19 protein-coding genes are annotated in these 20,600 nt (G+C 60.6%); 17 read left to right on the top strand and 2 right to left on the bottom strand.

Annotated elements, in window-relative coordinates:
* Positions 1 to 190 precede the first annotated feature (190 nt).
* The 16 genes from ACO079_RS07330 to ACO079_RS07255 all read left to right on the top strand — a co-directional run bounded on the left by ACO079_RS07330 (position 191) and on the right by ACO079_RS07255 (position 15,468).
* Complete coding sequence (locus ACO079_RS07330) at positions 191 to 949, top strand: type II secretion system protein N (RefSeq protein WP_421792882.1); 759 nt, start codon at positions 191 to 193, stop codon at positions 947 to 949.
* Positions 946 to 2,886 carry a type II secretion system secretin GspD gene (gene gspD / locus ACO079_RS07325; protein WP_421792881.1) on the top strand — a complete coding sequence of 647 codons (1,941 nt, stop codon included), beginning with the start codon at positions 946 to 948 and terminating at the stop codon, positions 2,884 to 2,886. The genes ACO079_RS07330 and gspD overlap by 4 nt, the downstream gene beginning before the upstream one ends.
* Positions 2,883 to 4,367 carry a type II secretion system ATPase GspE gene (gspE, locus tag ACO079_RS07320; protein ID WP_421792880.1) on the top strand — a complete coding sequence of 495 codons (1,485 nt, stop codon included), beginning with the start codon at positions 2,883 to 2,885 and terminating at the stop codon, positions 4,365 to 4,367. Before gspD ends, gspE begins: the two co-directional genes overlap by 4 nt.
* Complete coding sequence (gene gspF, locus ACO079_RS07315; RefSeq protein WP_421792879.1) at positions 4,354 to 5,580, top strand: type II secretion system inner membrane protein GspF; 1,227 nt, start codon at positions 4,354 to 4,356, stop codon at positions 5,578 to 5,580. Before gspE ends, gspF begins: the two co-directional genes overlap by 14 nt.
* Positions 5,581 to 5,591: 11 nt before the next feature.
* Positions 5,592 to 6,035 (top strand): type II secretion system major pseudopilin GspG, encoded by a 444-nt coding sequence (gene gspG / locus ACO079_RS07310; protein WP_421792878.1) that lies wholly within the window; start codon positions 5,592 to 5,594, stop codon positions 6,033 to 6,035.
* Entirely contained in the window at positions 6,032 to 6,526 is a 495-nt protein-coding gene (locus ACO079_RS07305) for a pilus assembly FimT family protein (RefSeq protein WP_421792877.1), read from the top strand. The genes gspG and ACO079_RS07305 overlap by 4 nt, the downstream gene beginning before the upstream one ends.
* Position 6,527: 1 nt before the next feature.
* Positions 6,528 to 6,887: a type II secretion system minor pseudopilin GspI gene (gene gspI, locus ACO079_RS07300; protein ID WP_421792876.1), complete on the top strand. Its 360-nt coding sequence runs from the start codon at positions 6,528 to 6,530 to the stop codon at positions 6,885 to 6,887.
* Positions 6,887 to 7,540 carry a type II secretion system minor pseudopilin GspJ gene (gene gspJ, locus ACO079_RS07295; protein ID WP_421792875.1) on the top strand — a complete coding sequence of 218 codons (654 nt, stop codon included), beginning with the start codon at positions 6,887 to 6,889 and terminating at the stop codon, positions 7,538 to 7,540. Before gspI ends, gspJ begins: the two co-directional genes overlap by 1 nt.
* On the top strand, positions 7,537 to 8,520 hold the full coding sequence (gene gspK, locus ACO079_RS07290) for a type II secretion system minor pseudopilin GspK (protein WP_421792874.1): 984 nt from the start codon (positions 7,537 to 7,539) through the stop codon (positions 8,518 to 8,520). Before gspJ ends, gspK begins: the two co-directional genes overlap by 4 nt.
* Positions 8,517 to 9,710 carry a type II secretion system protein GspL gene (gene gspL / locus ACO079_RS07285; protein WP_421792873.1) on the top strand — a complete coding sequence of 398 codons (1,194 nt, stop codon included), beginning with the start codon at positions 8,517 to 8,519 and terminating at the stop codon, positions 9,708 to 9,710. The genes gspK and gspL overlap by 4 nt, the downstream gene beginning before the upstream one ends.
* Positions 9,707 to 10,207 (top strand): type II secretion system protein GspM, encoded by a 501-nt coding sequence (gspM, locus tag ACO079_RS07280; RefSeq protein WP_421792872.1) that lies wholly within the window; start codon positions 9,707 to 9,709, stop codon positions 10,205 to 10,207. The genes gspL and gspM overlap by 4 nt, the downstream gene beginning before the upstream one ends.
* Positions 10,204 to 10,929: a type II secretion system protein N gene (gspN, locus tag ACO079_RS07275; protein WP_421792871.1), complete on the top strand. Its 726-nt coding sequence runs from the start codon at positions 10,204 to 10,206 to the stop codon at positions 10,927 to 10,929. The genes gspM and gspN overlap by 4 nt, the downstream gene beginning before the upstream one ends.
* Entirely contained in the window at positions 10,929 to 11,468 is a 540-nt protein-coding gene (locus ACO079_RS07270; RefSeq protein ID WP_421792870.1) for a hypothetical protein, read from the top strand. Before gspN ends, ACO079_RS07270 begins: the two co-directional genes overlap by 1 nt.
* A 73-nt stretch (positions 11,469 to 11,541) precedes the next feature.
* Complete coding sequence (gene phnC, locus ACO079_RS07265; RefSeq protein ID WP_421792869.1) at positions 11,542 to 12,342, top strand: phosphonate ABC transporter ATP-binding protein; 801 nt, start codon at positions 11,542 to 11,544, stop codon at positions 12,340 to 12,342.
* A complete protein-coding gene (gene phnE / locus ACO079_RS07260) occupies positions 12,339 to 14,396 on the top strand; it encodes a phosphonate ABC transporter, permease protein PhnE (protein ID WP_421792868.1) in 2,058 nt (685 codons plus the stop codon). The genes phnC and phnE overlap by 4 nt, the downstream gene beginning before the upstream one ends.
* Positions 14,397 to 14,430: 34 nt before the next feature.
* A complete protein-coding gene (locus tag ACO079_RS07255; protein WP_421792867.1) occupies positions 14,431 to 15,468 on the top strand; it encodes a substrate-binding domain-containing protein in 1,038 nt (345 codons plus the stop codon).
* On the opposite strand, the gene ACO079_RS07250 is transcribed toward ACO079_RS07255, so the two are convergent.
* Both ACO079_RS07250 and ACO079_RS07245 read right to left on the bottom strand, forming a co-directional pair.
* Positions 15,465 to 15,935 (bottom strand): hypothetical protein, encoded by a 471-nt coding sequence (locus ACO079_RS07250; protein WP_421792866.1) that lies wholly within the window; start codon positions 15,933 to 15,935, stop codon positions 15,465 to 15,467. The two genes, ACO079_RS07255 and ACO079_RS07250, sit on opposite strands and share 4 nt — an antisense overlap.
* A gap of 56 nt (positions 15,936 to 15,991) precedes the next feature.
* Positions 15,992 to 17,071, bottom strand: coding sequence for a glycosyltransferase family 4 protein (locus ACO079_RS07245; RefSeq protein WP_421792926.1), 1,080 nt, complete (start codon positions 17,069 to 17,071; stop codon positions 15,992 to 15,994).
* A gap of 190 nt (positions 17,072 to 17,261) precedes the next feature.
* Between ACO079_RS07245 and putA the strand changes: the two genes are divergently transcribed.
* Complete coding sequence (gene putA, locus ACO079_RS07240; RefSeq protein ID WP_421792865.1) at positions 17,262 to 20,381, top strand: bifunctional proline dehydrogenase/L-glutamate gamma-semialdehyde dehydrogenase PutA; 3,120 nt, start codon at positions 17,262 to 17,264, stop codon at positions 20,379 to 20,381.
* Positions 20,382 to 20,600: the final 219 nt, after the last annotated feature.

Below are 20,600 nucleotides of genomic sequence, written 5' to 3'. Positions count from 1 at the left end.
AATTTTGCGGCGGCCCGTCAGTTTCTGGCGGGCCGTCACATATTGGAAACAAAACTGACGCAAAGCCTGAAAACAACTGGCGTAAACGCTCGGTCTGGGCGGGTCTGACCAGCGAATTCGGACTCGATAATCAGGCCGTGGATGGCGGATGCAGACAGTTAGCCGAAACCCAGGCAGGACGCCCCGCGTCGTGCCGCCAAGTCTCGTGGCATTGGCCGAGATCATGGCTCTGGCTGTGCTGGCATTTGTGATCGCCCGCGGCTTCTGGTTCTTGATGTATGGTGCCTTCAGCGAGCCCTTCACCTTTGACGAACCCGAAACGGTTTCCAGCGTCCGCGAAGCGCGGCTGACCCCGACGGACACAAGCTTCGAGACCCTGTTTTCCGGAACGGCTTCGGCGGCCAGCACGGCGGATATCCAATCCCTCCCGGAAACCCAGCTGAGCCTGCGCTTGTTTGGCGTTCGCATGGGCGAAACGCCGGAATCCGGTTCTGCCATTATCGAGGCCGGGGCAAACGGCCAGCGCAGTTATGCCGTCGGACAGTTCATTACCGAAGTAGCCTCTCTGGCGGAGGTCCATGCTGACCGGATTGTGATCGATCGCGGCGGCGTGCGCGAAGTGCTTTTCCTGCGCGAAGGCGCGGCTGGCAGTTCGGGCGCATCTGGCCTGCAACCGGTCAGCGATCCGCAAGCCCTGATCGGGCAGCTGGGTCTGCAGCCGAATTTTGATAGCGGCGAACTCAATGGCTTCCGTGTCAGCAATGATAGCGCCGCGGCCCGCGCGCTGGGCCTGGAACGCGGCGATGTCATTCTCGCCATCAATGGCCGAAATATTCCTCAGGATGTTGAAGCGGCACGCCGCATCCTGACCCGCCTTCAAACCGCCAACTCTGTTCAAATGACCGTGCGCCGTGAGGGTGAACGGATCATGCTGGATATTCCCCAATGATCTTGAAACACCTTCGCCTTGCGCTTGCTGCGGCTGTTATTGCTGCCTTGCCCGTTGCTCCGGCGGCTTCCTTTCAGGAAAGTACGCTGAACTTCGTCAATGCGGATATCCGCGCCTTTATCGACGATGTCTCCATCCTGACCGGCTATACCTTCATCGTGGATTCCGAAGTGCGCGGCACGGTGAATGTCACTTCCCAGGCCGCGTTGACCGAAGAGGAAGTCTTCGAGGTTTTCCTCTCGGTCATGCGGGTTCAGGGCTATGCCGTGATCCGAAGCTCCAGCGGTGCCTTTCAGATTGTGCCGGAGACAGAAGGCGCCCGCACCGGCGGGGTTGGCCTGGCGGCTGGTGATCAGTTTGTGACCTCCGTCATCCGGCTGGAACACACCAGCGCGCAGGATGCGGAAGATTTATTGCGTCCGCTAACCAGCGCCCAGGGCGTGGTGAATGCCATCGCGTCGGGCAATGCCATCGTCATTGTTGATTTTGCCAGCAATGTTCAGCGCGCACGGGATGTGTTGCGCAATCTCGACCTGGACAATTCCATTTTCGAGATCGTTGCGCTGGAGAATGTGTCGGCTGCCGATATGGCCCGAATCCTGGAGTCGGCGCGGACCAGCACGCGTTCGGGCGAGGAAAGCCGGCGATATGGCGTGACGATTGTGCCGGTGGCGTCTTCCAACTCGCTCTTGCTGCGCGGCGCAGACGAGCAAGTCAATGAAATGATCCGCCTGGCCCGTCAGATCGATGCGGTGTCCGAAAGCAATCAGGATTATCGCGTCATCTATCTCAGCCATACCGATGGCGAGACCATTCTGCCGATACTGGACGATGTCGCCGCCTCGCTGGCGCCGGGCAGGGACAGCCCCGGGGGAGGTCCGATCTCGATCTCCCATCACGCGCCGACTAACTCACTGATCATCAATGCGCCCGCAGATGCCCAGCGCCAGATCGAACAGGTGGTGCGCCAGCTGGATATCCGCCGGCCTCAGGTTCTGGTGGAAGCGATTATCGTGGAGATCTCCGACACCGCCGCCGAAGAACTGGGCGTGCAATTCCTTCTGGCCGGAGATGATGATGGCGATGCGCCCCTGATCATGAGCCGCTTTAACCGGGCCAATCCGAATATTCTCGCCCTGACGGGCGCGATCGCCGAGATTGATGATGGCAGTCAGGACGGTGGGCTGACGAACACCAATCTGCGCTCGTTGGCGCTCTCCTCCCTTCTGGGCGCGAGCGGCATTACCGCTGGGTTTGGCGGTGAAGATGCCAACGGCAATCTGTTCGGTCTGGTCCTGAATGCGGTCGAGGAAGACCAGAATTCCAACGTGCTCTCCACCCCGCAATTGATGACGCTGGATAATGAAGAGGCCTACATCCTGGTCGGCCAGCAGATCCCGATCACGACCGGCGAAGCTTTGGGGGCCAATAACGTGAACCCCTTCCGCACCATCCAGCGTCAGGATGTCGGTGTGCGACTGGAAGTCACCCCGCAGATCAATGAGGGCGATACGATCCGGCTCTCTATTCGTCAGGAAGTTTCCAGCGTGGCGGGGACGGTGAGTGCATCATCCGACGAGTTAATCACCAATCAGCGCGAAATCTCGACCACGGTTCTGGCCGATGATGGCGAAATCATCGTGCTGGGCGGGTTGATCGAACAGGACCAGCAGATCACCGCCAGCGGTGTGCCGGTGCTGGGCCGGATGCCCGGTGTGGGCCGTCTGTTCCGCTCCGAAGGGGAATCCGTCATCCAACGCAATCTGATGGTGTTTATCCGCCCGACCATTATCCGCGACGAGGTGGATATGCGCGATGCCACGGGCCGCTCTTATGGCCGGATCCGGGAACGCCGCGGAGATGTCCGCCCGGGCGTGAATGATCTGGATGCGATTGCCGATCTTCTGTCCGGTACCGCACTTGAGGAAGAGGGATGAACCCCGCCCGGCTCACCTATGGCTTTGCCAAATCGCGCGGTGTGTTGTTCCGGCCGGGCGAGGCCCCGGCCTTTCTGATCAAGCGCGGCGGCGACCGTCTGGCGCTGCTGGAAGCCCGGCGCGCGGTAGGCCGCGTGTTTCCGGTTGAGGAAGTCGAAGCCCCGCAATTTGATCGGGCCTTGTCCGAGATCTACGCCTTCTCCGACGCTGAAGCCGGTCAGCTAAGCGATCAGGCCGAAGGTGAGAGCCTCTCCAGCATTATTGATGATATTCCACCGACAGCGGACCTCCTGGATTCCGCGTCTGATGCCCCAATTATCCGCCTGATCAATGGGCTGATCGCCGAAGCGATCCGGACCTCGGCATCGGATATCCATGTCGAGCCTTATGAGGATAGGGTGTCTGTGCGCTACCGGATTGATGGCGTGTTGTCTGAACGCGCCAGCCTTGCGCCGGCGCTCGCCTCGCCGCTGGTGTCGCGCATCAAAGTGATGTCGCGGCTGGATATTGCCGAAAAACGCGTACCGCAGGATGGCCGCCTGTCGCTGACACTTGGCGGGAAAGGCGTGGATGTCCGCGTCGCAACCTTGCCGTCTCGCTTTGGCGAACGGGTTGTTCTGCGCCTTCTGGATAAGGATCAAGCCCGCTTCACGCTTGATGAGCTGGGCATGAGCGCGGCCAATCATTCCGCAATCAGAAAAGCGCTGGCTCAGCCCAATGGCATCATCCTCGTCACCGGTCCGACCGGGGCTGGTAAAACGACGACGCTCTATGCCGCGCTGAACATGTTGAATGACAGTTCGCGCAATATCCTGACCGTCGAAGACCCTGTGGAATATGCGCTCGATGGCGTTGGCCAGACGCAGGTGAACGCCAAGGTTGGCATGACGTTCGCTGCAGGCTTGCGCGCGATTTTGCGACAGGACCCGGATGTGGTGATGGTCGGGGAGATCCGCGACACCGAAACTGCCGAGATTGCGGTTCAGGCCAGCCTGACCGGGCATCTGGTGTTATCGACCGTGCATACCAATTCTGCGGTCGCGGCGATTGCCCGCCTGCGCGATATGGGCGTGGAAAGCTTCCTTCTGTCCTCCACCGTTTCCACCATTGTGGCGCAGCGCCTGGTCCGGCGGCTGTGCAATAATTGCAAGGAAGATTACCCGGCAACGGCGGCTGAACGCGCGGCGATAAATGTCAACAAGATGGGGCCGGTTAATCTCTATCGCGCCAAGGGCTGTCCGGCCTGTAAGGGGCTGGGCTATTCCGGCCGGGTCGGGATTTATGAGATCGTGTCTGTCGATGAGGGCCTGCGCGGGCTCATTCATGAGAATGCGCCGGAAAAAGCGCTCGCCGATCACGCCTTCAAAAACCGCAAGACGCTGTTCGAGGATGGTTTGTCCGCTGCCTTGAATGGCGAAACCACGCTGGCCGAAGTGTTGCGCGTCAGCCGTGAGGAGACCGAGCGCCATGCCGGCGTTTGAGTACACCGCGCTGGATACCGCGGGAAAGCGCGCCAAGGGCTTTCTCAATGCGGATTCAGAAGTCGCCGCCCGCCGCGAATTGCGTCGGCGCAACCTTGCGCCGCTGAAAGTCGGTCGGGCCGATGAAAAGGCGGCCTCCCGCCCCGGTGCGTCTGCTTCGCTCTTACCGGCACGCGGATTGTCGCGACGCGATCTGATGGTGTTCACCCGCCAGTTTGCCAGCCTGGTGGAAGCCGGCATTCCGGTCGAAGAAGCGCTAGGCTTGCTTTCCCAACAAGCGGAGAAACCAGCGCTGCGGCGCGTTCTGTCGTCTGTCCGTTCTCGCGTACAGGAAGGGTCGCGTCTCGCAGAAAGCCTCAGCGATCACCCCGCTTCCTTCCCGGCAGTCTACCGCGCCATGATTTCGGCGGGGGAAAGTGCGGGCGGTTTGGCGCGCGTGCTGAACCGGCTCGCGGATTATCTGGAAAAAGCCGATGTCGTGCGCCGGAATATCCAGGCGGCTCTCGTCTATCCGGCGGCTCTGGCGGTCACGGCCATTTTCGTCGTCTGCGCGCTGTTGGTGTTCATCGTGCCGCGCATTGCCGAGCAGTTTGACGGGACGGGTGTGTCTCTACCGCTGCCGACGCAAATTCTCATCGGGTTGTCCGGCTTTCTGCAAGCCTATGGGCTTTATTTGCTCGTCGCGCTCGCCGCGATGGTGCTTCTTGGCACTGTCGCGCTTCGGAGCGACGCGGCGAAGCTTCAGTGCGATCGGCTGATGCGGCGACTGCCGCTGATGGGCGGTTGGTCGCGGGATATGGAAGCCGCGCGGTTTGCCCGCACCGTGGCCATCCTTATTCAATCTGGCGCGGTCTTGCCGGATGCTTTGCGGGCTGCGGGCCGCGCGGCCGGAAACCGGGCCTTTGCGCTGGCTATTGAAGATGTTGTTAAAAATGTGGAGACCGGCACCGGCCTGTCGGAAGCCTTGCGGCGTCAGGACTGGTTCCCCGGCCTGTTGGTTCACATGGTCGCGGCGGGCGAACGCTCTGGCGCGCTGGGCGATATGTTTGAGCGCGCCGCCCTTCAGTTGGAACAGGATGTGGATGGGCGCACCTCCATGGCGCTGAACCTTCTGGAACCGGCCATCATCATCATTATGGGCGCCATCGTGACCGGGATCATTTTGTCGATCCTGTTGCCGATCCTGCGCCTGAATACGCTTGCACTCGGATAGGAGAGGCAATCATGACACCGAAGCCACAAAAACGATCGAAGAAGGCGGGCTTCTCGTTGCTCGAGTTGATGGTCGTGCTGGTCATTCTCGGCCTGCTAGCCACCATTGTCGTGATCAATGTGCTGCCCAGTCAGGACCGCGCCATGGTTGAAAAAGCCACCGCCGACATCCGTACGCTTGAACAGGCGGTCGAGCTTTATCGCCTGGAAATGCTGTCCTACCCCTCGACCGAGGATGGTCTGGAAGCTCTGGTCAATGGCCCATCGGACACCGCACAAGCCGCGCGTTTTCCCTCGAACGGTTATATCCGCCGATTGCCGGAAGACCCGTGGGGCAACCCGTATCAATATCTCTATCCGGGCGAGAATGGCGAGTTCGACATTTTCACGCTGGGCCAGGATGGCCGCGCCGGGGGTGAAGGCCTCGATGCGGACATTGGAAACTGGCAGGGTTGATCTCATCGCCTGCCTCCCGCCGCGCCGGGTTCTCGCTGGTCGAGATTCTCGTCGTTCTGGCAATCATCGCGTTGATGACCGGGGTGGTCTATCTCACCCTGCGGCCGGCGCCTGATCCCGCACGCGCAGCCGCTGAACAGATGCAGCTCGATCTGGCGCGGGCGGAAACGCTGGCCGTGACGTCGGGCGAAATTATCGGCGTGCGCGTGCGCCGCGATGGCTATGAGTTTCTCAACTTCCGCAATGACGCCTGGGGCCGGATGGCCGATCAACGCGCCTTGCCCGAGCGCCGCTTTGCGGACGGCGTGTCACTGCAAGCGGCAGGCTCTGATCGTCGTACAGATGAAGATGGCGAGTTGATTGTGCCGGATTACTGGTTTGATCCGACCGGGGCGAATGATCTCGCCCGTTTTTATATCCGCTCCAATGACGCGCACTGGCGCATTCTCACCGGCACGCGCGATGGCGTTCGTCTGGAAGAGGCGCGTTGAGATGGCGAGCCGCGAAGGATTTACTCTGATCGAGATGCTGGTCGCGCTGTCTGTGCTGGCGATCTCCGGCATGGCCTTGCTGACTGCAACCCAGCAATCCACGCGCGGTGCACAGATCATTGAAAGCCGCAGCCTGACCGCGCTGGCGGCGGAAAACGTCCTCAATGCCGAGTTGATAGACCAATCCGGGCGGCGTCTGTCCGCCGATAGTGGCGAGTATCAACTGGCCGGGCGGGCGTATGACTGGACGCTGAGCGTTATCCCGACCCCCGATCCCGGTCTGTTGCGGGTTGAGCTGTTGATCACTGAAGAAGCCAGTGGCCGAACCCATTCCCTCCTCACCTTCCGGCGGGCGAGCTGATGGGCCAAAGCATAGATAATCGGAACGGTTTCAGCCTGATCGAGGTTCTGGTCTCGGTGTTTTTGTTCGCGATTGTCGGCGCGATTGCGACCGGCCTGTTGAACACCTCGCTGACTGCGCGCGATCTTAATATGGCCAGCAGTGAACGCGCCGAGATGATCGATCGCGCGCGCATCCTGATGCGCGAGGATTTTGGTCAGCTGGTCAATCGCGCGCCGCGGCAGCTGGACGGGCGCATCGGCGGTCCGGGATTTGCCGGATCGACCAGCGGCGTGGCGAGCCCCACGGCGCGGTCGGGTGAAACCGTGCTGGTAGCGTTTACGCGCGCCGGGCGGCCCAATCCGGGCGATCTCAGCCCGCGGGGCACGCTGCAATATGTGGAGTATGTGCGCGCCGATGACCTGTTGATCCGGCGCAGCTGGGCCTATCCCGACCGGTTTGCGGAAACCCCGGCTCAGGAATTTGTTCTGTTGGAAGGGCTGGACGAGCTGGAGGCCGGGTTCCTGGCCGGGAATAGCTGGGTGACAGCCTTGGCCTCAGGCCGGGCGGAGGGTCAAACCTGGCCACTCCCGCGTGCGGTGCGTCTGACCGCCAGGCTTCAGGATGAGCGCGAGCTGGAATTCCTGCTGCTGACGCCGGAGTTCCCGTCATGAGCCGGTGGTCTGACAAACAGGGCACGGCGCTGATCACCGCGCTCTTGATCACGGCGGTGGTGGCGGCGGTGGCGGTGGGCCTGTCGCAATCCCTGACCTTCGGCATTGCGCGCAGTGGCCATCTGGCGGACCGAGATCAAGCCTATTGGTATGCGCTGGGCGCGCGGGATTTTGCCGAAAGCGCTCTGGTGCGATCGCTGCCGCAACCGGGAGAGCCGATGCGGCCCAATGATGCCTGGGCGCAGGGTGCGCGCAGTTTCGAGATTGAGAATGGCTTCCTTTCCGGTGAAGTCCGCGACGGGCAAAACTGCTTTAATCTCAACAGCCTGGTTCAGGTCAGCGCCGGTGTGGTGATCGCAGATGATGTTGCCGCTGAGCGTTTCGAATCGTTGATGCGCGCGTTGAACATTCCCTCCGGTGAGGCGCAGGCGATCGTCGCTCAAGCCGTCGACTGGATTGATAGCGACACCCAGCCCGGCCCGGGCGGGGCGGAAGACCTGCACTATGCCGAGCGCGCCATTCCACATCGTGCGGCCAATAGCCTGTTTGTCGAGCGCGAGGAATTGCTGGCTTTGCCGGCGATGAACCGGCTGATCTATGAAGTGTTGCGCCCTCATGTCTGTGCACTGCCGAGCGTAGACCAGCCGCCTTTGAACCTGAACACACTCCGCACGGATCAGGCGGCTTTGCTGGCAGCCTTCCTGGACAATCGCCTGTCGGTTTCTGACGCGGCTCTGATCATTTCGCGCCGCCCGACGATAGGTTTTGACGATGTCGAACTGTTCTGGAGCGACCCGCTCCTTGCGGCGCTGGAACTGGAATTTGAACACCGTCCGCATGTCGGCCTCCGCACCAGCTATTTCGAGATTTTCGTTGAGGTGCAGCAAGGCGAAATGCGTTATCGCCTGACCGAGTCGGTTGAACTGCAGGGCGGTCAGCGGCTAATCCGCCATCACCAACGCTTCGGGGTGTTTTCGTGAGCCGCGATCTTGTCATCCGCGCGTCCGCTGATCCGGACATCACCCCCCAATGGGTGCTGGTCGAGAATGCGCGCCGGAAACGCTCAGGCGAGGGGGCAACACCGGAATTTGAAACTCCGATTGACCGGCTGTTTATCGTCCTGCCCGGCAGCGATGTTTACGTTTCCAAAGTCACGCTGGCGGCGCGCTCGGCGCGTGAAGCGGCCCAGGCTGCGCCTTTCCTGATCGAGGATGAGCTGGCCGCGCCGGTGGAAGACACGCGCGTTGTGGTCGGCTCGGCCGATCCCGACAGCAAGCGCTGGGTCTATGCGGTGCGTGCGGACCTCGCCGAAACCTGGTCGGCGCTGGGAAATGAGCTCGGCGTGCGCAAAACCTGGTTTGTACCGGATGGATTTGCGGCGATAGATGAAGCGGAAGATTTGATCGTCTTTGGCGATCAGAGCGATCTGGTCTTGTGCCGGCCCCAGGCGGACCAACCGATCCTGCGGGTCGAAAATGATCTGCTGGCCGAGACCTTGCCGGCGGCCCTGGGGCTTGAAAAGCCGGAGACGCTGGCGGTGTCTGACAATATCGACTGGACAGAGATTGTCGGTGTGCCCACGCCGCAGCCCCGCCGGTTCGCGGCTTATGATTTGCCGGTGAAAGTCACGACCCTGCCCGACCCATTGCTGGACCGATTGCCGACTTTCGCAGGCACCGCATCAACGTCGTCGAACTGGCTCGCGGCGTTCCTGCCCTTCCGGCGCACGGCGGTGATTGCGTGTATCGCGCTGATCCTGTCCGGTATCGTGATGGCGGGCGAGGGCATTTATTATAATCTGCAACGCGACGCGATTGATGACGCGGGTACAGCGCTGTTCGCCGAAACATTTCCCGATTTGCGTGTGGTCAATCCGGAAGCGCAATTGCGCCAACAGATCGCGGCAGCGGGCGGAACCGGCGGGTCGGATTTTCTCGTGCTGGCGACGGCGGTCGCGGAGCTGACCCGGCAGGTAGACAGCGTCGAGGTGCAATCGCTGCGCTATGATCGGGCGCTGAATGTGCTGAATGTGTCTGCCCGCTATGGAGATTTCGGCGATTTTGAAGCGCTCAATCAGGCGGCCGCGGAGCTGGGCGTGGTGCTGGAAGATGGCGGTGTGCGGCAGGCCGGCGGTGTGCTCTCCGGTGAATTTGCGGTGAGGCTGTCATGAGCGCGTTATTCGAGCCCCTCCGTGCTGCCTGGGCAGAACGCAGCGCGCGCGAGCAATACCTGCTGGGCGGGTTGGCGGTAATCCTGATGGGCTTGATCGCCTGGTATGGCGTGGCGTCGCCGCTGATAAGTTTCCGTACCGAAGCTCGCTCCGCCTATGTCGACAGCGTGGAGCGCTATCGCGAACTGAGTGTTGGCGTCGCCCGCTATCAGGCTTTGGAAATCTCTGAGGAAACGCGCGCCGCCGCCGATGACCGTCCTTTGCGGACGATTGTGTCTGAACGTGCTGCTGCGATGAATTTGCCCTTGTCCCGCATGGTGCCGGATGATGAAGGCCGATTGAATGTCTGGACGGAAAGTGCAGATGCTGCCCGGCTGATGGAGTGGCTGGCCGATCTGGAACGGCGGCATGCGATTGTCGCGATCCGTGCAACCATTGACCGCGAAGGTCCGGGCCTCGCAAGCGCTCAGATCGTGCTGGAACGGAGTGGCGGATGAGTCTTCTCCGCCTTGGTCTGATTGGTGTGGTCTTTGTGATCATTGGCTTGATTGCGCTGATGCCGCTCTCCTTTGCGCACACCCTGTCCGGCAATGCGTTCGGACCTTCCGCGACGACCTACGGTCAGATCTGGTATGGCCGGGTTTATGGCGCGCGCTTTGGTCCGGCGGCCTTTGAACGGATCGATCTGGGTTTGCGGCCTGTTTCCCTGCTGACCGGCAAGGCCGTGTTTGACTGGACCGTGTCCGACGTCAATGCACGCGGAGAGGGACAAGTCTTCGCCGGATTTGGCACCAGTGGTGTTGAGTCGGCGCGTTTGACGACTTCCCTTGGTGGGCTGGGATTGACCCTGCCCGCGATCAGCCCCGAAGAAACGGTCAGCTTCAACATCGCGCATCTGTCCATGAATGAAGCCGGGTGCCAAGAGGTGGACGGCGAGGTTCGCACCTCGGCGCTGATCGGGCTGGCGGGCCATTATGGTGTGGCCGCGCCGATGCTGTCCGGGCCGCTGAGCTGCAATCATGGTGTGCTGGAGGCTGCGCTCTCCGGAGACAGCGACGCTTTTGATTTGACCATTCTGGTTTCGCTGGCCCCATCCGGCCTGTGGCGCTGGCAGGCGGAGGCAGACATTCAGGATGCCAGCCTGACCGCGGTTTTTTCTTCGCTCGGCTTCGTGCAAGATGGCGAAGTTTGGCGGGCACGCGGGGAAGGTCAGTTGTGATGGCGGGAATTCGAACCGGGTTGTTGATTTGGGTGGGTATCGCAATCACGGGTTTTCTGCCGGCCTGCGCCAGCCAGGACGAGGGGATCACCGAAGCGCCGGGCTCATCCGTCGCCGCGATTGCTCAGCGTGCGGTTCAGGATGAGGCCGTGCCGGTTGACGGCATTGCTGCGGGATTGCCGCCTCAGGAATTATTGCCTGGCGAATGCGGCGCGTTTTTCTGGGACCGGGCCGAACCGAACGCCTTGCGTCTGTTTGAAAACGAAAGCCGGGGTCTGGCGCGCTACTGGACGGGAAGCGGTGTCGATGAATTGAATACCGGAGCACGGCCCTTTGCCTATCGTCCCGGCGACCGGATCCGGCGGGAATACGGATTTGCAACCGGCACGATCCGCCTGGAGGGCGAAATTTCCGGCCTTCGCGACGGCGAGGCTGTCATCTCCCGCGCGCTCTTGCGAATCGCGCAGTCGGATGGCACGCAGATTGTCCGCCCGCTCGTCGGCCTCATTTCTTGCCAACCGGAATCTGCAGGCCACTGAGCGCGGTTTCACAAAACTGTCGCATCCATCCCGCAAAGACACTTCCATCCTATCCGTAAAGCCAGGTTGATCCATGTCTGAAACGGCCCCGGCCCTGACCGCCGAAAACACCAATATGACCTTCGGCACCACCGAAGCTTTGAAGAATGTGTCCCTGACCGTCGAACGCGGCGAGATGGTCGCGCTGATCGGCCCGTCCGGATCCGGCAAATCGACCCTGCTGCGCGTCGGCGCTGGATTGCAGGTGGCGGATCCCAGTTCGGGTCCGGTGCGGATTTTCGGCGACCTGGTCCAGCAGAAAGGCAAGCTCTCCAGCGGTGTCCGCAAGGCGCGCGCCAAGGTCGGCTTCATTTTCCAGCAGTTCAATCTGGTCAAGCGGATCAGCCTTTATTCCAATGTCTTGATAGGCGCGCTGGGCCGCATGCCCAGCTGGAAAGGTGTTCTGGGACGCTATTCCACGGCAGACCGCAAAAAGGCGATGGAATCGCTCGAGCGTGTCGGCATCGCGCAATATGCCGGCAATCGCGCGGCCAACCTGTCCGGCGGTCAGCAACAGCGTGGCGCCATTGCCCGCGCCATGGTGCAGGGTGCCGAGGCGATTTTCGCGGACGAGCCGATTGCCTCGCTGGACCCGGTTTCAGCGCGCAATGTGATGCGCCTGCTGGCCGAGCTGAACCGTGAGGACAAAATTACGGTCGTGGTCACGCTCCACCAGGTCGATTACGCGCTGAAATACTGCCAGCGCGCCGTCGCGTTGAAGAATGGCGAGGTGATCTATGATGGGCCGATTGAGGGCCTCGACCGGGATCACCTGATCGAGATTTATGGCGATGAATATTCCGATGTCATGGATGATGAAGGAGTGAGCGCATGATGGCCCGGCTCCTGACTCTGCTGGCCTTTCTCGGGCTGGCCGCTGCGGCTCCGGCGCAGGATGATGATGTGTCCATCGTCTTTGGCGTCGTGGCGACCGAACAATCAGAAAATGTGCTCGCCTTGTGGGAACCCTTTGTCGAGGATATGTCCCGCGATACCGGCTATGAGGTCATCCTGCGGTCTGCCGGTGACTATACGGGCGTGGTCGAAGCCATGCGCGCCGGTCAGGTGCAACTGGCCTGGCTGACAAACCGGTCGGGTCTGGAAGCGGCCCGGCGCGCCAATGCGGAAGTCTTTGCGAAGTTTATCTACCCCGATGGACAGCTGGGCTATCGCTCGATTGTCATTGTTCCGTCCAACAGCCCCTTGCAGACGATTGAGGACTTACTGGTCTGCGACGGGACCGTGAATTTCGGTTTTGGCGATCCGTTGTCGACCTCCGGTACGCTGGTGCCGAATGCGTATATTTTCTCGCCGCGCGGGATAGATCCGCAAGCCTGTTTCAATCAGGTCACGCGTGCCAGCCATGAATCCAACCTGCTGACCGTGGCGAACGAACAGCTGGATGCGGCCACCAACAACACCACGAATATCGAGCGTCTTGAGCGGACGCGTCCGGACGTGCTGGAAGATGTGCGCATTATCTGGCGCTCGCCGCTGATCCAGACGGATCCGATCATGTGGCGCACGGACTTGCCTGCCGAAGTGCGCGCGCGGATCCAGGAGTTTTTCCTCACATATGGCTGGCGCGGCGATGCCGAACAGCGCGCGCGCGAACAAGGCATTCTGCGTGAGCTGGAAATGGGTGGCTTCCTGCCGGCTACAAATGATCACTTTCTTCCCATCCGGCGTTTGGAACTGATCGACCGGCAAGCACAAGCCTTGTCCGCGATTGCGACCGTTGAGGCCGACCCGGCACTCAATGAAGTTTTGCGCGAGGAACAGCTGACCGAGCTGCGCGAGGAGTTAGCATCCGTAGAAGCCGAGCTGGCGGATGTGGCGCTTCAGGAACGCGAAATCGCAACCCAGCAAGTCTCGCTGCAGATCGAGTCGGCGCGCGTGGAGATGCTGGCCGATCCGGAAAGCAATCAGGACGCGGTGAGCGATCTGGTCGACACCTTCCTGCGCGATCAGGGCACGCCGCCGCCGCAATCCGTTCAAGCTGCGGCACGGGGCGATAACGATGAAAACCCGGCATTGGCACGGGCGATGGTTGGCCTGGTTGTCGGGCTGGCCGTGTTCGGACTTTTCTTCTTTGCCAGCCGCCCGCCGCAATATGCACCAGAACGTCTGCCGACAGATCGGCTGATCGATGCGCTGATCTGGGGCGGCATGATGGGGCTGTTGGTGTGGAGTTTCTGGCCTGCCGAAGTCTTCAAATTTCCGCTGCTGGGCGCAAATGCCGACCGGATGGGCGAATATCTTGCCGGCTTTGCCCGGCCTGATTTCTCGGAATGGCAGAACTATCTCGAACAGATTGTCGTCACCATCCAGATCGCCCTCTGGGGCACGTTCGTGGCGATTATTCTTGCCATCCCCCTGGGCCTGCTGGGCGCGTCCAATATTGCGCCCTTCTGGATTCGGCGTCCGGTACGGATTTTGATGGATGGCCTGCGCGCGATTAACGAGTTGGTCGTTGCGGCCGTCTTCGTGGCCGCAGTGGGTCTTGGCCCGTTTGCCGGTGTGCTGGCGCTGGCCTTCCATACCGCCGGCGTGCTCGGCAAGCTGTTCTCCGAAGCGGTGGAATCCATCGATGAAGGCCCGGTTGAAGGCGTGCGCGCCACCGGGGCGGGTCCAATGAACGAAGTGACCTGGGCGGTGGTGCCGCAGGTCATTCCGCTGTGGGCCTCCTATGCGCTTTACCGGTTTGAATCGAATACGCGCTCGGCGACCATTCTGGGCCTCATCGGCGCGGGCGGTATCGGTCAGGTCCTGATCGAGAACATCCGCTCGTTCGAATACGGCAAGACGGCGGTCATTATCGGCATCATCATCATCGCGGTGACGCTGGTCGACATGCTGTCACAAGTCTTGCGTAAGCGGCTGGTATAGACGCTCGACGAATTCGCCGTCCAAGAGGATCTCGATGAAGCGTTCTGCCCTGCTGGCTGTTTCGGCAGCCTTTATCCTTGCTGCGTGCTCTGATCTTTCCGGGCCCCGGAACGTCGTGCGCGTGGTGGGATCTTCGACGGTCTTTCCCTTCACAACGGCGGTGGCGGAAAGCTTCGGGGCGCGGACCAATTTTCGCACGCCAGTCGTCGAGGCCACAGGCACGGGCAGCGGATTTCAGCTCTTTTGCTCGGCGGTCGGATTGACAACACCGGATGTCACCGGGGCGTCGCGCCGCATGTTCGCCTCGGAGTACGAGATGTGCCAGGCCAATGGCGTGCGCGAGATCGTCGAACTGCCGATCGGCTTTGACGGCATAGTGATGGCGAATACGTCCGTTGGTCCGGAGCTGGATATTTCCCGCGGCCAGCTCTGGCTGGCGCTGGCCTATTCTGTGCCGGATGCTGTCTGCAATATGGTGCCGAACCCCTATGAAAGCTGGTCGGAGATCGAGGCGTCCTTGCCGGAGCTGCGGATCGAGGTCTTTGGTCCGCCGCCGACATCGGGCACAAGGGATGCCTTTGTTGAGTTGGGACTGGAAGCGGGAGCAGAAGAGATTTCAGCGGAAACCGGTTGTGAAATTCCTGAAGAGGCTATGGCGCGCATCCGCGAGGACGGGGGTTGGGTCGATGCCGGTGAGAATGATAATTCCATCGTCCAGACGCTGGTCAACACACCCACCGCCTATGGCGTCTTTGGCTATTCCTTCCTGGCGCAGAATGGCGACCGGATTAATGCCGCGCGCGTCGATGGTGTCGCGCCGACGTTTGGCAATATTGCCTCTGGCGAATATCCGATTTCGCGCTCCATGTATGTCTACGCCAAGGCCCAGCATGTCGGCGTGGTGCCGGGCATTCAGGAATATTTGCAGGAATTTTCGTCTGATGATGCCTGGGGCGAGTTTGGCTATCTTACCGATCGCGGCCTCATCCCGCTGCCGGAAGCCCGCCGCGCGGAACTGGTCGAGCGGGTAAATACGATGGCGGTGATGACCGAAGCCCCGAACGGGTATTAGGCATAGATATCCGCGAGCGCGGCGCTGTCATGCAGGCTGTCGCGCAGGCGTTTGCGCAACCAGTATCGTGACATCAATCCGGCAAACAGGCCGATGGCGCCATTGAGGAGCGCAAAGGGCAGGGAGCCGAGCACGCCGGCCGCAAAACCGCCGCCGCCCATCATGGCCGTCGGCGCAAAGACTAGAATGCTTGGAATGAAGCCGGCAAGCAATCCGGCAGACCCGAAGGCCAGGGAAAAGCGTTGCGTCCGGCCTTTCCAGAACAAAAGCACGGGAAGGAAAACGACCAGCCCGCAAATGGCGGTGGTGATCAGATAGCTAGCACCCAAAAAGAATCCGACGCCAACATTGAATCCCGATACCATGGTGCTGACGAGTGCAACGCCACCCGTGCAATGCAGAACAAATAAACCGTAGGCCGGGCCGGCGGATATGCTGGTCTGGGTGAGAAGACGCGATTGGCTCATAGCCGCAGTATTTCGCCGGATCTTGGCGAAACAATGCGGCCTCTCGTCGCCTCACTCTAAAAAAGCGGTTTGCGTTCCTTGCGACCCAGCCGGCGCAGGCGGCGCCAGAATTTTCGGCCCTCCGGCTTTGGCTGCGGCTTTAGATTCTGCACGAATTCCTCTGCGCAGGATTTCCAGGAAAAGTCTTCCGCATATTCGCGGCAACGGTCGCGATCCATTTTCAGCGCTTCCAGACAGGCTTCGCGCAAATCCTCGGACACCGCGCCCGCGCCGGTGCCGGGGATCAGATCTTTCGGGCCCGGGGCAGGAAAAGCCGCGACCGGCGTGCCGGTTGCCATGGATTCCAGGATCACCAGGCCGAAGGTGTCGGTCAGGCTGGGGAAGACGAAGACATCCGCATCGGCAAAGTACTGCGCCAGCTCGTCACCATATTTGGGCCCGAGGAATTGGATCTCAGGATATTGCTTGCGCAATTGATCCAGTTGCGGACCCGGTCCGATGACGATTTTGGTGCCGGGTAGGTCACATTCGAGGAAAGCCTCGATGTTCTTTTCAACTGCCACACGGCCGACATAGACCCAGATTGGACCTTCAATGCCAGGATAAACCCCGCCATCAATGCCGCGCTTATTGGGGTGGAAGAGCTCGGTATCCACACCGCGCGCCCAGGGCGTGATGTTTTTAAAGCCGCGTTCAGCGAGATCATCGCGCATGGAGGGCGTCGCCACCATCAAGCGGCCACCGGAATTATGGAAACGGCGCATGAAGGCATAGCCCGCCGAGAGCGGGATAAACGGAAAGCGCGCATTCACATATTCGGGAAACTTGGTGTGATAGCTGGTCGTGAAGGGCAGCTTCCATTTCAGGCAGACCGCACGGGCCGCCTGACCCAGCGGGCCTTCGGTGGAGATATGGATGGCTTCGGGCTCAAAATCCTTGAAGCGGCGCTCGATATCCTTGCGGGCGCCAAACGCGAGCTGGATCTCCGGATAAGTCGGCAGCGGCATGGTTTTATAGCCCAGGCCGGGATGAATGACCTCCACCTCATGGCCCATGGCGCGGCATTCCTCGACTGTGCGGGTCAGCGTGCGGACCACACCGTTGACCTGGGGTTCCCAGGCGTCAGTCACCAGCATGATACGTTTGGGCTTGTCGCCGAATTCGGCGTCATCCGCCTCGTCGAGATCGATATCGTCATCTATATCCGTCATGGGCGTTTCCTTAACGCAAAACGCGCACAGGGCGAAGCGACGTTTCAGCCCCTTGCCAGCGCGATTAGGGCATGATCAAACCACGCCACCTTTTCAGCTTCACTGGAGCAAACGCATGCCTGATACCGCCGCGATCCGTATCGATTGGGACGGCATCGACAAATTAAAATTTGCTGATGAATCCGCAGCCGCCAAAGCCCTGACTGGCAAAATCGGATTTGATGATGCCGATCGCGAGGCCACCCGTAAAGAGGCCATTGATCTGGTGGAGCGCGCGCGCGCCTCGACAAAAAATGCTGGCCTGATGGAAAGCTTCCTGCAGGAGTTCGGCCTCTCCAACAAGGAAGGGCTGGCCTTGATGTGTCTGGCTGAAGCCCTGCTGCGGGTGCCGGATTCTGAAACCGTGGATGATTTGATCGCTGAGCGGATCAGTTCCGGGGAATGGGGCGGCCATATCGGCAAATCCGATCACTGGCTGGTCAATGCCTCTACGCTGGGGCTGATGCTGACCGGTTCCTTGATGGATGTGGACCGCGAAGCCAAGCGCAATCCCGGCGTCTATATGAAACGCCTGACCCAGAAAATGGGTGAGCCGGTGATTCGCGCCGCGACCATGCAGGCCATGAAAATCATGGGCGAGCAATTCGTGCTGGGCCGCACGATCAAGTCTGCCATCAAGCGCGGGCACAAAACCGAAGGGGCGCTGCACTCCTTCGATATGCTGGGCGAAGGCGCGCGGACCTATAAGGACGCGGAGCGCTATCACAATCGCTACCTTGATGCGATCGCAGAGGTCGGTGCCCAGCGCAGCGAGGGTCCGATTGAATCGGTCGACGGCATTTCGGTAAAACTATCGGCGCTGCATCCGCGCTATCTGGCGATCAAGGAATCGCTGGTCTTTGAAGAGCTTTACCCGCTGGTTCTGGAACAGGCCGAAGCAGCCAAGGCGGCGGATATCGGTCTTTGCCTGGATGCCGAGGAATCCGACCGTCTGGTCATTTCCCTGAAAATTTTCGAACGCCTGGCGCGTGAGCCCTCTCTGGCGGGTTGGAACGGGTTGGGACTTGCGATCCAAGCCTATCAGAAACGCTGTGAAGCGGTGATTGAAAACCTGATCACGCTGGGCCGCGAAACAGGCCGCAAATTCCTCGTCCGGCTGGTGAAGGGCGCGTATTGGGACACCGAGATCAAATTCGGACATCAGTTTGGCTGGCCGGACTTCCCGGTCTGGACGACCAAGCCCGCGACGGACCTGCATTATCTCGCTTGCGCGAGAAAAATGCTGACCGCGCCGGACGCGATCTACAGCCAGTTTGCGACGCACAATGCCTTTACGCTGTGCGCCGTGCGCCGGCTGGCCGAGAAGGCGGGCGTGGACAGTTATGAATTCCAGCGCCTGCACGGCATGGGCGCGCCGCTTTACGCCGCGGCCGATGCCGCCTTCGGAAAGCGCGCCGTGCGGATTTACGCGCCGGTCGGCGAGCATGAAGACCTGCTGCCCTATCTGGTGCGGCGCTTGCTGGAAAACGGGGCGAACACGTCTTTCGTGCATTCCTTCCTCGATAAGGATGTGCCAGCTGAAAATGTCGCGTCCGGTCCTTTTGAAGGGGCGGATACGATTGACCGTCACCCGAAAATTCCGCTGCCGGTGGATCTTTTCGGAGAAAGCCGCGCCAATTCCGCCGGGGTCGATCTTAGCCAGGTCGCCGTACGCGAGCGTCTGGCGAATGCCCAGGCCGAGTTTAACAAGCAGATGCCCCTGTCTGCGGGGCCGCTGATTTCAGGCAAGCTGATCAAGACGGACGCCTTTAATGAGGCCAGCCCGGTCAATCAGCACGTCGTCATCGCGAAAGTCAGTACGGCAAATGACGAGCAGATCGACACCGCTTTTGAAGCGGCGCGGGCGGCTTTTCGCGACTGGGACGAGTTGGGCGGAGCCAAGCGCGGGAAAATTCTGCGCGCCATGGGTGATGCGCTGGAAGCGGATATGGACCGGCTGATCGCGATTATGGCGCGTGAGGGCGGCAAGACGCTGCTGGACGGCGTCGCGGAAGTTCGCGAGGCGGTCGATTTCTGCCGCTATTACGCTGCAGAGGCTGAAAAGCGCTTTGCCGGGCCCGAGCGCCTGCCCGGCCCGGCCGGCGAGACAAATCATCTCGAACTTCGCGGGCGCGGTACATTTGTTTGCATCAGTCCGTGGAATTTCCCGCTGGCGATCTTCACGGGTCAACTGGCGGCAGCCCTGGCGGCCGGGAATACGGTTCTGGCCAAGCCGGCAGAACAGACCCCGTTGATTGCTGTGGAGGCCGTGAAACTGTTCCAGAAGTCCGGCCTGCCCAAAGACGTGCTGCATCTGATTACCGGTGACGGGATGGCCGGGGCCGCGCTGGTCAATGATCCGCGGACGTCCGGTGTCTGTTTTACCGGTTCCACGGAGGTGGCGCGGATTATCAACCGGGCGCTTTCGGAGAAAGAGGGGCCGATCGTGCCTTTCATCGCGGAAACCGGAGGTCTGAATGGCATGTTCGTGGACACTTCGGCCTTGCGCGAACAGGTGATCGATGACGCGGTGATCTCGGCTTTTTCTTCCGCCGGTCAGCGATGTTCGGCTTTGCGTCTGTTATTCCTGCCGGAAGAAACGGCGGATCATTTCATTGATGGTTTGATCGGCGCGATGGATGCGCTGGCCGTGGGAGACCCGGCGGATCCCTTTACCGATGTCGGACCGGTGATCGATGAAGAAGCCAAAGGCATTCTCGATCAGCACATGACGCGCATGCGGGTGAATGCGAAAGTTCTGAACCAGGCGGAATCTGATCCGGATTTTGATGATGGGTTCTTCTTCCGCCCGGCTCTGGTCGAGATTGATTCGCTCGATTTGATCGAGCGTGAAGTGTTCGGACCGATTCTCCACGTCATGCGCTACAAGCGCAAGGATGTCGGCAAGCTGGCGGCCCAGCTGGCCGCCAAGGGCTATGGGCTGACGCTGGGCATTCATTCGCGGCTGGGCAAGTTTCATGAGGACATCATGGACGCTGTGCCGGTGGGCAATGTCTATATTAACCGCAATATTATCGGGGCTGTGGTGGGCGTGCAGCCTTTCGGAGGCGAGGGGCTTTCGGGTACCGGACCGAAAGCCGGCGGGCCGAATTACCTGACCAGATTCGCCGCAGAGCGGACAATCACCGTTAACGTTTCGGCTCAGGGCGGCGATCCGGAATTGCTAAGTCTTTGACCTTTCAGGGGGCGGAATAACCCCACTGAAAAAAGAGTTACTGGAGTTTGCCAGTCACCACAGGGCATTAGCTGTTCGTTAACCAAAAAATCCGGTTTCGGACCATTATCCGTGTTGACCCGCACGTCGGGTTTGAGCACTATATGTTGCGTCGGTTGGAACAGCAGACACACCATCATGGGATGAATTAAGGGGCGGCGCGAACGCACGTGTTCCGCG

It is taken from the genome of Hyphobacterium sp., assembly GCF_965228115.1.
In the GTDB taxonomy this organism is placed as follows: Bacteria; Pseudomonadota; Alphaproteobacteria; order Caulobacterales; family Maricaulaceae; genus Hyphobacterium.
Note: the sequence above shows the minus strand (reverse complement) of the source record. Positions and strands in the feature narration are given on the sequence as shown.